Raw genomic sequence first — 16,666 nt, forward strand, 5'->3', positions numbered from 1 at the left:
TCAGCCGTGACGCTCCGGCCGTGCCCGCAGCCACTCCGAGATGGCGTCCCAGGTCGGCGCGAGCATGTCCGGCCGCGCCATGTCCGAGTGCCGACAGGGAAGATGGGCGACGGATACCGACCCTGTGAGGTACGACTGCCACGGGCCAGTGGGAGAGAAGTCCGCCGGCTTCCCTTCCTCCGCGACGAGAATCAGCGTGTCTCCGCCGAAGGCGCCGTAGGCGTGCCGAATCCTCAGCCTGGCGTTATTGTCGAAAACTCGAGCAAGAGAGGCGATTTCCCCCTCATCGACCCCGTCCATCACCTGGCCGAGTTCAGCCCGGATCCGCTCCTCCAGACGCACCCTGCCTGCCTCCGACGCGGCCGCGGCTGCGGGAGCGGAACCGTCGCCCCCGCCCTCCGAGCCGGCCCCCGGCGCCGACGGAAACGCGTCCATGAGGATCAGCGACACCTCTTCGCCCTCGGCCTCGAGCCGCGCCGCGATCTCGTGCGCCGGCGTTCCTCCGAAGGACCAGCCCACCAGGTGGTACGGACCGCATTCCTGCAGGCCGCGTATACGGGTCACGTACTCGGCGGCCATGTCGCCGACCGACCCGGGCAGCTCCCCGACTCCGTCGACGCCCGCGGCCTGGAGGCCGTACAGCGGGTGCTCCTGCGGGATGAAGCGGGCAAACGGCATGTAGCACCAGCTCAGTCCACCGGCAGGATGAACGAAGAAGAACGCCGGTGCGCCACCGCCGGTTCGGATCGACAGCACTCCACCGAGGGCGTTCTGCACGGATGACAGACTGAATGTCCGCATCAGCCGGGCCGGTGTCGGGTTGGTGATCAGGGTGCGCAGGGACACCGTGACGCCCCGGCCACGCAACCGCTCCACCAGCGCCACCGCCATGAGCGAGTGGCCGCCGAGGGCGAAGAAATCGTCGTCCACTGCGACTCGCGGCACTCCCAGGACCTCGGCGAACGCCTCGCACACCGCCGCCTCGAGGGCGCCCGCGGGTCCGCGGCCCGTCGACGGATCCCCGGCGAGCCCCGCCGCGTGGTCCGGCACCGGTAGCGCCCTGCGATCCAGCTTCCCGTTCACCGTCAGCGGAAGCCTGTCGAGGACCACCACGGCGGAGGGCAGCATGTACCCGGGCAGCCGGTCGGCGACGAACGCGCGCAGCTCGGCGCTGTCCAGCGCGGTGCCTTCCAGCTCACCGACCACGTAGGCGACCAGGCGCTTGTCGCCCGGAATGTCCTCGCGCGCGACCACCGCGACCTGCCCAACCCGCGGATGCGCGGCAACGGCGGCCTCGATCTCGCCCGGCTCGATCCGGAAGCCCCGGACCTTCACCTGCTCGTCCGCACGGCCCACGTACTCCAGCCGGCCCTCGGCCGACCACCGCACCACATCCCCGGTCCGGTACATCCGCTCACCCGACGCGCCGAACGGGCAGGCGACGAACCGCTCCGCCGTCAGCCCGGTGCGTCCCAGATACCCCCGCGCAAGCTGCTCGCCCGCGAGATACAGCTCACCGGGCACACCGACCGGCACGGGCCGCAGCGCGGCGTCCAGGACGTAGACCCGTGTATTCGCCACTGGTGATCCGATCGGCACCCCGCTGTCCACGGAGCCACCGGCGATGCCGTCGTCGGACGGGGAATCTGCCGGGCTGATGCGGTACGTGATGCACCCCACGGTCGCTTCGGTCGGCCCGTACTCGTTGACCACCGTGGCAGCGGGGTTGGCTCGCCGCCAGCGCTGCACCGCTTCGACGGACAGTGCCTCACCGCCCACCACCAGGTTGCCCGACACCACCTGTTGTCCCGGCGCGAGCTCGCTCATCAGAGCCATATGGCTCGGGGTGACCTTGAGGAAGGTGCAGCCCAGCTCTTCCGACAGTGGCGCGCCCGACTCCAGGCCCGCGGTCAGATCGACCGACCGTACGCATCCGCCGACCACCAGCGGCCCCAGCAGCGACGTCACCGTCAGGTCGAACGCAACCGAAGAATGAAGACCCGCCACTCCACGCAGACCCGTGTACTGCTCACTGCTCCAGCCCAGATACCCCGTCACACTCCGGTGTGTGACCACCACGCCCTTCGGACGCCCCGTCGAACCCGACGTGTAAATGACGTAGGCAGGATGTGCCGGGGTCAGCGGGCAAGTTCGCTCGGAATCCGCGAGGTTCTGCTCCGGGAAGTCGGCCAGCCGTTCCTCCGTACCGGACTCACCCAGCACCACACACGCCAGCTCACCGAAGACCCCGGCGGTGGCATCGTCGCTGGTGGTGATGACGCAGGCGGGAGCGGCATCCTCCAGCAGGAACGTGATCCGCTCCGCCGGATACTCCATGTCGATCGGCAGATAGGCCGCGCCGGCCTTGAGCACCGCCAGAACGGAAACCACGAGGTCGGCCGAACGCGGCAATGCCAAGCCCACAACGCTCTCCGGCCCCACACCGTCGGAAACCAGCAGCCGCGCCAGCCGATTCGCCCGGGCTTCCAGTCCAGCGTAGGAGAGCTCCATCGCACCGTCGATCACTGCCACCGCGTCCGGTGTCCGCGCCACCTGAGCCGCGAACAACTCCGGCACCGTCGCCGGCTCGACCGGCATCGCAGTGTCGTTCCATTCCGTCAGGAGCTGGCGCTCCTCGGCCTCGGGGAGGATGTCGACGGCTGTCAGCGGGCTGCCGGGATGGTCTTCCAGCGCGGTGACGAGGTGGTCCAGGCAGGTGTGCAGCAGCCGGCACAGCGCCTGACCGTCCACCGAGCCCACCGCGTCCACGGTCAGCCCGAACTTCGACTCCAGATCCTCAACCGACACGGCCACCGGATAGTTGGTGGCTTCCCGTGTGAAGACCAGGCTGATGCTCTTCGATGCAGCACCGGCTTCCGGCGCGGGCTTGGCGCTGTCGCGGGGCTTGCTGTGCCGGTAGTTGAACAGCGAGGTGAACAGCGGGCTGCCACCCGGCATCCCGCTGGCCTGCTGCGCCAGCGTCAACGGCGCGTGCTCGTGCACCAGCAGCTCGGCCAGCTGATCCCGCACACCCTCCAGCGCCTGGCCCACACCCTCAGCACCGACCCGTACCCGCACCGGGAGGGTGTTCAGGAACAGCCCGGGCACCCGGTCCGCACCCGCACCCGCGTTCATCCGCCCGAACAGCACGGTGCCGAACACCACGTCGTCCCGACCACTGACCGTCGCGAGCACCCGCGCCCACGCCAGATGGAACACACTCGCCGCACTCACCCCGAGGGATCGGGCCACCTCCCGCACCCGGCGGCCCACCTCCTCCTCCACACCGAGGTAGGAACGCACCACACCACGACCGTCGCCATGCACATCCATCAGGCCGTAAGGAGCGGTGGTCTCCTCGACATCGCCGAGCAGGCCGGCGAAGTAGGCCTCGTGCTCCGCGCGGGTGACGCCGAGACGTGCCTGAGCCACGAAGTTGCGGAACGGCAACGGCTCCGGCAGCGCATCCTCGCGCCCCGACAGGAACGCGCTCATCTCCTCCAGCAGCACGTCGTGCGTGGTGTGGTCCTGCACCAGATGATGCATCCGCAGCAACGCCAGCCACTGCCCATCGCCGTCGGGTTCGGCGGCGATGTGCACGTCGATCAGCGGGGCCCGCCCGATGTCCATCGCCGAGCCGACCCTGGCAATCAACTGCTGGGCCACATCCGCCACGTGGTTGTGAAGGGTGACCTCGGTGACCGGCAGAGTCGCCCGGCGGACCACCACCTGGACCGGCTCGCCGAGCCCCTCCCACACAAACCCCGTGCGGTAGATGTCATGCCGGTCCACCACCCGCTGAAGCGCCGCCAGGAACCCCTCCAGCCGCTCACGTGAGTCGAACCGCAACACCCGCGGCGCCACATACGCATCCACACCACCATCCGCCTCCATCAGGTGGTGGAAGAACAGGCCTTCCTGGAGGGGGGCGAGGGGGTAGATGTCGGCGATGTTGGCTGCGCCGCCGTCGACGGCCGCGACGATCCGCTCGACCTCCTCAACCGCCAGGTCGACCAGGGGAAGCATGTCCGGGGTGATCCGCTCGGCACCGTCCGGGATCCGGTTCTCCGGCACCTCGACCGCATCCGGCCCGGCCGCCTGCGCCAGACCCGCCGGCGTCGGCGTCTGGAACAACGCCCGCACCGACACCGACACACCCCGGCTGCGCAGCAGCTCCACCAGCGACACCGCCAGCAGCGAATGCCCGCCGAGGGTGAAGAAGTCGTCGTCGACACCGACCCGCTCGACGCCCAGGACCTGGGCGAAGGCCTGGCACAGGATCTCCTCCTGCACCGACACCGGCCCACGGCCGGAACCGCTCGTGCCCGCCGCCGCGGCGTAGTCCGGGGCCGGCAGAGCAGCACGGTCGAGCTTGCCGTTACCCGTCAGCGGCAACGCCTCGAGCACCAGCACCGCCGACGGCACCATATGCTCCGGCAGCCGGGCAGCAGCGAACGACCGCACCGAATCAGCAAACGCCGCATACTCGACGTCCTCGTCATCAGCCACCACGTAGGCCACCAGGCGTACCTCGCCCGGTGCGTCCTCCCGCGCGAGCACTGCCGCCTGCCCGACCCCCGGGTGCGCGGCCAGCACCGCCTGCACCTCACCCGGCTCGATCCGGAACCCCCGCACCTTCACCTGATCATCAGCACGCCCCGCGAACACCAGACGGCCATCGACCGTCCAGCGGGCGCGGTCCCCGTCCGGTACATCCGCTCACCACCAGACCCGTACGGGCAGGCCACGAAACGCTCCCCGGTCAGGCCCGGCCGGCCCACATACCCCCGCGCCAACTGCGCACCCGCCACATACAGCTCCCCGACCACACCCACCGGCACCGGCGCCAGATACTCGTCAAGGACGTAGAAGCGGGTGTTCGCCACCGGCCGGCCCACCGGAACCACCCCGGCCGCCACATCCCCCACCGACAACTCGGTCGTGGCGACACCGATGGTCGTCTCCGTCGGACCATAGTGGTTGAACACCCTCCCACCACCAGCGGCCAGCAGACCACCCACCAGAGCCGGGGAAGCCGACTCACCACCCAGCACCAGCGACCCCACCGACTCGAAGACCGGCGCACCCAAAGCGGCCACGTGCGAGGGCACCGCCTTCACACCCTCGATCCCATGGTCGGCCACATACCCCCGCACCAACGCCGGGTCCGTCACCATGTCCTCGGCAAGGAAGTGCAGGACGCCCCCGCACACCAGAGCCGCGAAGATCGTGGTGTTGCCCAGATCGGTCGCCTGTCCCTGCAGCACCGCGAACCCGCCACCGGGCCGGTCGAAGCCCACCCGGGCCGGAACCGAGCCCACATAGTTCGCCAGACCGCCCTGCGTGACCGCCACACCCTTCGGACGGCCCGTCGAACCCGACGTATACACCACATACGCCACCTGCCCCGGATCGATCGACACCTCCGGCGCGGTGTCCTCCAGCCCGGCCAGCTGCATCCCCACCAGCGCCCCGTCGACCGCCACCAGACGATGCCGCCCCGCCGGAAGATCCTCCAGAATCTCCTCCGTCGTCAACGTCAGCACCGCACGACTGTCCGCGAGCATGAACGCGATCCGCTCCGCCGGATGCCCCGCATCCACCGGCAGATACCCCGCCCCCGCCTTCCACACCGCCAGCATCCCCACCAACGTCTCCACCCCACGCGGCAGACACAGCCCCACCACCGACTCCGCACCCACCCCTGCACCAACAGGAAACGAGCCAACCGATTCGCCCGAGCATCCAACGCCGCATAAGAGAGCTCCGCCCCCTCACACACCACTGCGATCGCGTCCGGAGCACGCACCACCTGCGCCTCGAACAACCCCAACACCGACTCCCCACCAACGGAGACAGACGTGTCGTTCCAGCCGTCCAGAACCTCAACCCGCTCCGCCGGAGACAGCACCTCCACCGCGCCGACCCGCATCGCCGGGTCCGCCACCACCGCGGACAGCACCAGCGTCAGCGTGTCGGCCAGCCGGCCCACCGTTGCCGGCTCGAACAGGTCCGCCGCACCGGTCACCACCCCACCGATCCCCGCCGGCTCCCCATCCGCACCGAACCGCTCTCCGACCAGCACCGCCAGGTCGAACTTCGCCCCGACCCGCCCCAACGGCAGCGCACTGGCCCGCAACCCCGACATCCCACCCCCGGGACCGGACCTGCCCACCCCAGCTGAAGCAACCGCATCCTGCATCGTCAAAATCACCTGGAACAGCGGATGCCGCGCCACCGACCGCGCCGGGGCCAGCTCCTCCACCAGCCGCTCGAACGGCACATCCTGATGCGCATACGCCCCCAGCCCCGTCTCCCGCACCCGCTCCAGCACCTGAGCGAACGACGGATCACCCGACAGATCCGTCCGGATCACCAGCGAGTTCACGAAACAACCCACCGACTCGTCCAGGGACTCATCCGTGCGCCCGGCGATCGCCGAACCGATCGGGATATCGGTCCCCGCACCCAACCGGGACAGCGTCACCGCAAGCGCCGCCTGCAGCACCATGAACACCGTCACACCACGCTCACGCGCCACCTCACGCAACCGCGCATGAACCCCCGCCGACACCTCCACACGCACCGCATGCCCCTCATGCGACGCCACCGCCGGCCGCGGACGGTCATACGGCAGAGCAAGCTCCTCCGGCGCACCCGCCAACGCCCCACGCCAGAAGGCCACCTGACGCGACAACCTGCTCTCCGGGTCACCCTCATCCCCCAGCAGCTCCCGCTGCCACAACGCATAGTCCGCGTACTGCACCGGCAACGCAGACCACCCCGGCTCCTGACCCGCACGTCGTGCCGCGTAAGCCGTCGACACATCCCGCGCCAACGGCCCCATCGACCAGCCATCACCCGCGATGTGATGCACCACAACCACGAGCACATGCTCGTCCGGGGCGGTCTCGAACAGCCATACCCGAATGGGGATCTCCGCACTCAGATCGAAGGCATACCCCTGCGCTGCGGCGACCGCCTCCGCCAGGTCCCCCGCACCCAGCTGGGCGAAGGCCAGCTCGAACCCGCACTCCTCCACCGGCAGGATCCGCTGATACGGCTCACCCTCGGCCACCGCGAACACCGTCCGCAGCACCTCATGCCGCCCCAGCACATCAACCAGCGCCGCCTCCAACGCCCCCCGATCCACCCCACCCGACAACCGAAGCGCCACCGGCTGGTTGTACGTGGAGCTCGGCCCCTCCAACTGGCCGATGAACCACAGCCGCCGCTGCGCGAACGACAGCGGCACCCGCTCCGGCCGCGGACCCGCCACCAACGCAGGACGCGCCGCGTCCGCTCCCGCCAGCCGCAAGGCCAGGCCGGCCGGCGTCGGCGCCTCGAACAACGTCCGCAGCGCCACCTCCACACCCAGCACCGCGCGCACCCGACTCACCAGACGAGTCGCCAGCAGCGAATGCCCGCCCAGCGCGAAGAAGTCGTCCTCCACACCGACCTCGGGAAGACCCAGCACCTGCGCGAACGCCTGGCACAGGATCTCCTCCTGCACCGACACCGGCCCACGACCGCCACCACTCGTGTACTCCGGAGCCGGCAACGCCTTGCGGTCCAGCTTCCCGTTCACCGTCAACGGCAGCCCGTCCAGCACCACCACCGCCGACGGCACCATGTACTCCGGCACCCGCCCCGCCACGAACTCCCGCAGCTCGGACACCCGCACATCACCCACCACATAGGCAACCAGACGCTTGTCACCCGGGGTGTCCTCCCGCACGACCACCGCCGCCTGCCCCACCCCCGGATGCGCAGCCAGCACCCCCTCGACCTCACCCGGCTCGATCCGGAACCCACGAATCTTCACCTGGTCATCAGCACGACCCAAATACTCCAACTGCCCCTCGGCCGACCACCGCACCACATCCCCGGTCCGGTACATCCGCTCACCCACACCACCGAACGGACAAGCCACAAACCGCTCCCCGGTCAGGCCCGCCCGCCCCACATACCCCCGCGCCAACTGCACACCCGCGAGATACAACTCACCCGGCACCCCCACCGGCACCGGCCTCAGCGACCCGTCCAGCACATACACCCGGGTGTTCGCCACCGGCGCACCGATCGGCACCACCCCACCACGACCCGACACACACTCCCAGAATGTGACCTCGACAGAGGCCTCTGTCGGCCCGTAAAGGTTGAGGAGCTCCACCCCGTCGAACAGCTCGAAGAACCGCTCCTGCCCGGACACAGGCAAAGCCTCACCCGAACAGATCACCCGCCGCAGACTCCCACACCCCGCAGCCGCCGGCTCCGCAAGAAACGCCTCCAGCATCGACGGCACGAAATGCACCGTCGTCACCCGCTCCCGGCAAATCAGATCCGCCACATACCCCGGATCCCGATGCCCACCCGGCCGCGCCACCACCAGCACCGCACCATTCAGCAACGGCCAGAAGAACTCCCACACCGACACATCGAAACCGAACGGAGTCTTCTGCAACACCCGATCACCCGGCACCAAACCGAACCGGTCCTGCATCCACACCAGCCGATTGACAATCCCCTCATGCCCAACCACCACACCCTTCGGACGCCCCGTCGAACCCGACGTGAAGATGACATACGCAGGATGCTCCGGAGCCACCCACACCTCCGGCGCCGACCCGGGCCGGCTCGCCACCTCAGCCATCACCGCCGGATCGTCCACCACCACCCGAACCGCATCCTCCGGCAACCGCCCCGCGTACTCACCCGAGGTCACCACACACGCCGCACCCGCATCCGCCAACGCCACGACCATGCGACCGGCCGGAGAATCCGGATCCACCGGCAGATACGCCGCGCCCGCCTTGAGCACCGCAAGCAGCGCCACCACCATGTCCACGCCGCGCTCCAGACACACCGCGACGACCGACTCCGGACCAGCGCCCTGTTCCCTCAGGAAATGCGCCAACCGGTTCGCCCGAGCATCCAACTCCGCGTAAGAAAGCTCGACCCCCTCACACACCACCGCCACCGCATCCGGTGTCCGCGCCACCTGAGCCGCGAACAACCCCGGCACCGTCGCCGGCTCGACCGGCATCGCAGTGTCGTTCCACTCCGTCAGGAGCTGGCGCTCCTCGGCCTCGGGGAGGATGTCGACGGCTGTCAGCGGGCTGCCGGGATGGTCTTCCAGCGCGGTGACGAGGTGGTCCAGGCAGGTGTGCAGCAGCCGGCACAGCGCCTGACCGTCCACCGAGCCCACCGCGTCCACGGTCAGCCCGAACTTCGACTCCAGATCCTCGACCGACACGGCCACCGGATAGTTCGTCGCCTCGCGCATCGACACCGTGCTGATACCCCGACGGGCGGCACCGGCCTCCGAACCCGCCCCGGAGGCGGTACGGGACTTGCCGTGTCGGTAGTTGAACAGCGAGGTGAACAGCGGGCTGCCACCCGGCATCCCGCTGGCCTGCTGCGCCAGCGTCAACGGCGCGTGCTCGTGCACCAGCAGCTCGGCCAGCTGATCCCGCACACCCTCCAGCGCCTGGCCCACACCCTCAGCACCGACCCGTACCCGCACCGGGAGGGTGTTCAGGAACAGCCCGGGCACCCGGTCCGCACCCGCACCCGCGTTCATCCGCCCGAACAGCACGGTGCCGAACACCACGTCGTCCCGACCACTGACCGTCGCGAGCACCCGCGCCCACGCCAGATGGAACACACTCGCCGCACTCACGCCCAGCGAGCGGGCCACCTCCCGCACCCGGCGGCCCACCTCCTCCTCCACACCGAGGTAGGAACGCACCACACCACGACCGTCGCCATGCACATCCATCAGGCCGTAAGGAGCGGTGGTCTCCTCGACATCGCCGAGCAGGCCGGCGAAGTAGGCCTCGTGCTCCGCGCGGGTGACGCCGAGACGTGCCTGAGCCACGAAGTTGCGGAACGGCAACGGCTCCGGCAGCGCATCCTCGCGCCCCGACAGGAACGCGCTCATCTCCTCCAGCAGCACGTCGTGCGTGGTGTGGTCCTGCACCAGATGATGCATCCGCAGCAACGCCAGCCACTGCCCATCGCCGTCGGGTTCGGCGGCGATGTGCACGTCGATCAGCGGGGCCCGCCCGATGTCCATCGCCGAGCCGACCCTGGCAATCAACTGCTGGGCCACATCCGCCACGTGGTTGTGAAGGGTGACCTCGGTGACCGGCAGAGTCGCCCGGCGGACCACCACCTGGACCGGCTCGCCGAGCCCCTCCCACACAAACCCCGTGCGGTAGATGTCATGCCGGTCCACCACCCGCTGAAGCGCCGCCAGGAACCCCTCCAGCCGCTCACGTGAATCGAACCGCAACACCCGCGGCGCCACATACGCATCCACACCACCATCCGCCTCCAGCAGATGATGGAAGAACAGGCCTTCCTGGAGGGGGGCGAGGGGGTAGATGTCGGCGATGTTGGCTGCGCCGCCGTCGACGGCCGCGACGATCCGCTCGACCTCCTCAACCGCCAGGTCGACCAGGGGAAGCATGTCCGGGGTGATCCGCTCGGCACCGTCCGGGATCCGGTTCTCCGGCACCTCGACCGCATCCGGCCCCGCCGCCTGCGCCAGACCCGCCGGCGTCGGCGTCTGGAACAACGCCCGCACCGACACCGACACACCCCGGCCCCGCAGCAGCTCCACCAACGACACCGCCAGCAGCGAATGCCCGCCGAGGGTGAAGAAGTCGTCGTCGACACCGACCCGCTCGACGCCCAGGACCTGGGCGAAGGCCTGGCACAGGATCTCCTCCTGCACCGACACCGGCCCACGACCGGAACCGCTCGTGTATTCCGGAGCCGGCAACGCCTTGCGGTCCAGCTTCCCGTTCAACGTCAGCGGCAGCCCGTCCAGCACCACCACCGCCGACGGCACCATGTACCCAGGCAGACACTCCGTCATCCACGCGCGCAAGACATCCGGCAGCATGTCTGTCGACGCCTCAGCCGCGGGAACGACATACGCGACCAGACGCACGTCACCCGGAACGTCCTCCCGCGCGAGCACTGCCGCCTGTCCAACCCGCGGATGCGAGGCCAGCACCGCCTCGACCTCACCCGGCTCGATCCGGAAACCGCGGATCTGCACCTGGTCATCAGCACGGCCGACGAAGAGCAATTGCCCCCTGGCCGTCCAGTGGGCGCGGTCCCCGGTCCGGTACATCCGCTCACCCGCACCACCGAACGGGTTCGCCACGAACCGCTCCGCGGTCAACCCCGTACGCCCCGCATAGCCCCGGGCGAGTCCCAGCCCGGCCACGTACAACTCGCCCGCAACACCCACTGGCACCGGCGCCAGGTGCTCGTCCAGCACGAACACCTGGGTATTCATCCCCGGCGTACCGATCGAGACGGTCGACGGGTCGTCGCAACGCCACAGCGTCGCGTCCACCGTCGTCTCGGTCGGACCGTAGGAGTTGAACATGGCACGGCCCGGCGCCCACCGCGCCAGCACCTCCGGCGGACATGCCTCGCCCGTAACCACCAGTACGGTGTCCGTGCTGATCGAACGCTCGTCGAGGGTGGCCAGCAGGCCCGGCGGCAGCGTCACATGCGTCACCCGTGTCTCGGCCAGGAACTCCGGCAGCGCGGAACCCAGCCGCCGCTCGGCCGGCACCACCACCAGGGCAGAGCCCGACAGCAGCGCCATCAGCCATTCCCACCCGAAGCAGTCGAAGGAGGCCGACGCGAACTGGCCCACGCGTGCGCCCGGCCCCACCTCGAGATCCCGTACTTGACTCGCCACCAGGCTCGCCACACCACGGTGCGAGACCACCACTCCCTTCGGACGGCCTGTCGAGCCAGACGTGTAGCCCACGTACGCCGGGTGCTCCAGCCGCAGCTGGGCACAGACCACCGCCGAACTGTCGAGACCGGCGATCTCCTCCGCAACCTCCGGGTCATCGACCACAACGTGCCGCACATCACCCGGAAGCACGCCGGCCAGCGCGCGGGAGGTCAGCACGACCTCCAGCCCCGCGTCCCGCACCACATAGGCGATGCGCTCCGCCGGGTGATCCGGATCCAGCAGTACGTACGCGCCCCCGGCCTTCAGCACCCCCAGCAGCGCCACCTGCAGGTCAGCACCGCGCTCCAGGCAGATTCCGACAGCCGACTCCGGGCCGATCCCCATGCCGGTCAGGCGCCGCGCCAGCTGATTCGCCCGCGCGTCCACCTCCCCGTACGACAGCTCCACAGCCCCGTCGACCACCGCCACGGCATCCGGGTCGCGTGCCACCTGCGCCTCGAACAGCGCCGGAACCGTCGCCGCCTCGACCGAGGTCGCGGTGTCGTTCCACTCCACCAGCACCCTGTGACGCTCGGCCGAATCCAGGACATCCGCCGTGCTCACCCGCACCGACGGGTCCTCGACCACCGCCGACAACACCCGAACCCAGCGGCTCGTCATCTCTGTGGCCGTCACCGCATCGAACAGATCAGCAGCCGCGATCAGCTGACCGTTCAGACCGGCCGGAGCACCGTCGGTATCGAAGATCTCGGCAGCGGCGACCTCCAGGTCGAACTTGGCCACGGGAGCACCCCCGGCCATGCGGGTAGCCCGGGCCTCTGCCAGATCGAGCTTCGCCGCAGCGGCGTTCTGCAGGGTCAGCATCACCTGGAACAGCGGGTGCCGTGCCATGGACCGCGCCGGGGCCAGCTCCTCCACCAGCCGCTCGAACGGCACATCCTGATGCGCATACGCCCCCAGCCCCGTCTCCCGCACCCGCTCCAGCACCTGAGCGAACGACGGATCACCCGACAGATCCGTCCGGATCACCAGCGAGTTCACGAAACAACCCACCGACTCGTCCAGGGACTCATCCGTGCGCCCGGCGATCGCCGAACCGATCGGGATATCGGTCCCCGCACCCAGCCGGGACAGCGTCACCGCAAGCGCCGCCTGCAGCACCATGAACACCGTCACGCCACGCTCACGCGCCACCTCACGCAACCGCGCATGAACCCCCGCCGGCACCTCCACACGCACCGCATGCCCCTCATGCGACGCCACCGCCGGCCGCGGACGGTCATACGGCAGAGCAAGCTCCTCCGGCGCACCCGCCAACGCCCCACGCCAGAAGGCCACCTGACGCGACAACCTGCTCTCCGGGTCACCCTCATCCCCCAGCAGCTCCCGCTGCCACAACGCATAGTCCGCGTACTGCACCGGCAACGCAGACCACCCCGGCTCCTGACCCGCACGTCGTGCCGCGTAAGCCGTCGACACATCCCGCGCCAACGGCCCCATCGACCAGCCATCACCCGCGATGTGATGCACCACAACCACGAGCACATGCTCGTCCGGGGCGGTCTCGAACAGCCATACCCGAATGGGGATCTCCGCACTCAGATCGAAGGCATACCCCTGCGCTGCGGCGACCGCCTCCGCCAACCCGTCCGCACCCAGCTGGGCGAAGGCCAGCTCGAACCCGCACTCCTCCACCGGCAGGATCCGCTGATACGGCTCACCCTCGGCCACCGCGAACACCGTCCGCAGCACCTCATGCCGCCCCAGCACATCAACCAGCGCCGCCTCCAACGCCCCCCGATCCACCCCACCCGACAACCGAAGCGCCATCGGGATGTTGTAGGTAGAGCTCGGCCCCTCCAACTGGCCGATGAACCACAACCGCCGCTGCGCGAACGACAGCGGCACCCGCTCCGGCCGCGGACCCGCCACCAACGCAGGACGCGCCGCACCCGCTCCCGCCAGCCGCAAGGCCAGGCCGGCCGGCGTCGGCGCCTCGAACAACGTCCGCAGCGCCACCTCCACACCCAGCACCGCGCGCACCCGACTCACCAGACGAGTCGCCAGCAGCGAATGCCCGCCCAGCGCGAAGAAGTCGTCCTCCACACCGACCTCGGGAAGACCCAGCACCTGCGCGAACGCCTGGCACAGGATCTCCTCCTGCACCGACACCGGCCCACGACCGCCACCACTCGTGTACTCCGGAGCCGGCAACGCCTTGCGGTCCAGCTTCCCGTTCACCGTCAACGGCAGCCCGTCCAGCACCACCACCGCCGACGGCACCATGTACTCCGGCACCCGCCCCGCCACGAACTCCCGCAGCTCGGACACCCGCACATCACCCACCACATAGGCAACCAGACGCTTGTCACCCGGGGTGTCCTCCCGCACGACCACCGCCGCCTGCCCCACCCCCGGATGCGCAGCCAGCACCGCCTCGACCTCACCCGGCTCGATCCGGAACCCACGAATCTTCACCTGGTCATCAGCACGACCCAAATACTCCAACTGCCCCTCGGCCGACCACCGCACCACATCCCCGGTCCGGTACATCCGCTCACCCACACCACCGAACGGACAAGCCACGAACCGCTCCCCGGTCAGGCCCGCCCGCCCCACATACCCCCGCGCCAGACCAGCTCCTGCCACGTACAGCTCGCCCACCACACCCACCGGCACCGGCCGCAGCGCATCGTCCAGCACGTACACGCGGGCATTGACGATCGGCGCGCCGATTCCGACGCTCTCGCCCAGCGCCAGTGGAGTCGTCATCGTGGCGCACACCGTGGCCTCGGTGGGGCCGTAGGCGTTGATGAACCGGCGGCCCGGAGCCCAGCGCTCCACCAGATCGGCGCTCAGCGCCTCGCCCGCCGACACCAGCGTCGACACCGAAACCAGAGCCTCCGGCGCCAGCACGGCCAGCACCGCCGGCGGCAGCGTCACATGTGTCACCTGGCACCGGGCCACGACATCGCTCAACCCCGCACCCGGCAACAACTGCTGTGCATCGGCCAGCACCAGGCTGGCCCCGCACGAAAGCGCCACCAGAACTTCGGACACCGCCGCATCGAAGCTCACCGACGCGAACTGCAACATGCGACTTGCAGAGTCCACCGCGAACCGCTCTGCCTGAGCGGCCACCAGACTTGCCACTCCGGTGTGCGACACGGCCACCCCCTTGGACTGCCCCGTCGACCCCGACGTGTAGATCACGTACGCCAACCCGCTGACTTCGAAGGCGATTTCGAGCGGAGTGGCCCGCTCCGCCGCAATGGCGCGAGCGACCTCACTGTCGTCCAGCTCCACCACTCGCCCTGTCAGGGACCGCAGTCCAGCCGCCACATCGCTGCGCCTGACGATCACCTGTGCACCGCTGTCGGACAGCATGAAATCCAGCCGATCCGCTGGGTACTCCGGGTCCAACGGCACGTACGCCGCACCGGTGTTCAACACCGCGAGCAGCGCGACGACCAGATCCACCCCCCGCGGCAGACACACCCCGACGACCGACCCGTGGCCAATCCCCAGACCTTGCAGGTAGTGCGCCAGCCGGTTCGCCTTCGCGGCGACCTCGGCATACGACAGCTCAATGTCGCCGTAGACCACTGCCACCGCATCCGGCGTCCGCGCCACCTGGGCCTGGAACATCTCAGGTGCCGACTGTTCCGGAAGTTCCGTCGCGGTGTCGTTCCACTCCGTCAGGAGCTGGCGCTCCTCGGCCTCAGGAAGGATGTCGACGGCTGTCAGCGGGCTGCCGGGATGGTCTTCCAGCGCGGTGACGAGGTGGTCCAGGCAGGTGTGCAGCAGCCGGCACAGCGCCTGACCGTCCACCGAGCCCACCGCGTCCACGGTCAGCCCGAACTTCGACTCCAGATCCTCGACCGACACGGCCACCGGATAGTTCGTCGTCTCACGCATCGACACCGTGCTGATACCCCGACGGGCGGCACCGGCCTCCGAACCCGCCCCGGAGGCGGTACGGGACTTGCCGTGTCGGTAGTTGAACAGCGAGGTGAACAGCGGGCTGCCACCCGGCATCCCGCTGGCCTGCTGCGCCAGCGTCAACGGCGCGTGCTCGTGCACCAGCAGCTCGGCCAGCTGATCCCGCACACCCTCCAGCGCCTGGCCCACACCCTCAGCACCGACCCGTACCCGCACCGGCAGCGTATTGATGAACAGGCCCGGCACCCGGTCCGCACCCGCACCCGCGTTCATCCGCCCGAACAGCACGGTGCCGAACACCACGTCGTCCCGGCCGCTGACCGTCGCGAGCACCCGCGCCCACGCCAGATGGAACACACTCGCCGCACTCACGCCCAGCGAGCGGGCCACCTCCCGCACCCGGCGGCCCACCTCCTCCTCCACACCCAGATGCGAGCGCACCACACCCCTGCCGTCACCACGCACATCGAACAGGCCATAAGGAGCGGTGGTCTCCTCGACATCGCCGAGCAGGCCGGCGAAGTAGGCCTCATGCTCCGCACGGGTGACGCCGAGACGAGCCTGAGCCACGAAGTTGCGGAACGGCAACGGCTCCGGCAGCGCATCCTCCCGCCCCGACAGAAACGCGCTCATCTCCTCCAGCAGCACGTCGTGCGTGGTGTGGTCCTGCACCAGATGATGCATCCGCAGCAACGCCAGCCACTGCCCATCACTCCCCGGCTCCGCAGCCAAGTGCACATCGATGAGCGGAGCCCTGCCGATGTCCATCACCGAGCCGGCCGCAGCAACCAACTGCTCCACCGCGTCGGAGGCAGGGATCAGTTCCACCGTCGTGACCGGCAGAATCGCCCGGCGGACCACCACCTGGACCGGCTCGCCGAGCCCCTCCCACACAAACCCCGTGCGGTAGATGTCATGCCGGTCCACCACCCGCTGAAGCGCCGCCAGGAACCCCTCCAGCCGCTCACGTGAATCGAACCGCAACACCCGCGG

Annotated in this window: 3 protein-coding genes (1 of these 3 running past the window's edge); all 3 read right to left on the reverse strand. The window is 69.4% G+C overall.

The annotated features are described in order from the left end of the window. Tightly spaced (each overlapping or abutting the next), the 3 genes in view from HUV60_RS05135 to HUV60_RS05145 form a layout consistent with a single transcriptional unit that may run on beyond the window. Window positions 1-4,668: a non-ribosomal peptide synthetase gene (locus tag HUV60_RS05135; RefSeq protein ID WP_269441131.1), complete on the reverse strand. Its 4,668-nt coding sequence runs from the start codon at window positions 4,666-4,668 to the stop codon at window positions 1-3. Continuing rightward, on the reverse strand, window positions 4,638-5,648 hold the full coding sequence (locus tag HUV60_RS05140) for an AMP-binding protein (protein WP_269441132.1): 1,011 nt from the start codon (window positions 5,646-5,648) through the stop codon (window positions 4,638-4,640). Before HUV60_RS05140 ends, HUV60_RS05135 begins: the two co-directional genes overlap by 31 nt. Next, a protein-coding gene (locus HUV60_RS05145) for a non-ribosomal peptide synthetase (RefSeq protein ID WP_269441133.1) crosses the window boundary here: on the reverse strand, window positions 5,540-16,666 show its 3' portion. The gene runs 6,489 nt beyond the window's last position; only the last 11,127 of its 17,616 coding nucleotides appear in the window; its start codon lies beyond the right edge, outside the window; it ends in the stop codon at window positions 5,540-5,542. The genes HUV60_RS05140 and HUV60_RS05145 overlap by 109 nt, the downstream gene beginning before the upstream one ends.

Source organism: Streptomyces sp. KMM 9044, from assembly GCF_024701375.2.
Classification (GTDB): domain Bacteria; phylum Actinomycetota; class Actinomycetes; order Streptomycetales; family Streptomycetaceae; genus Streptomyces.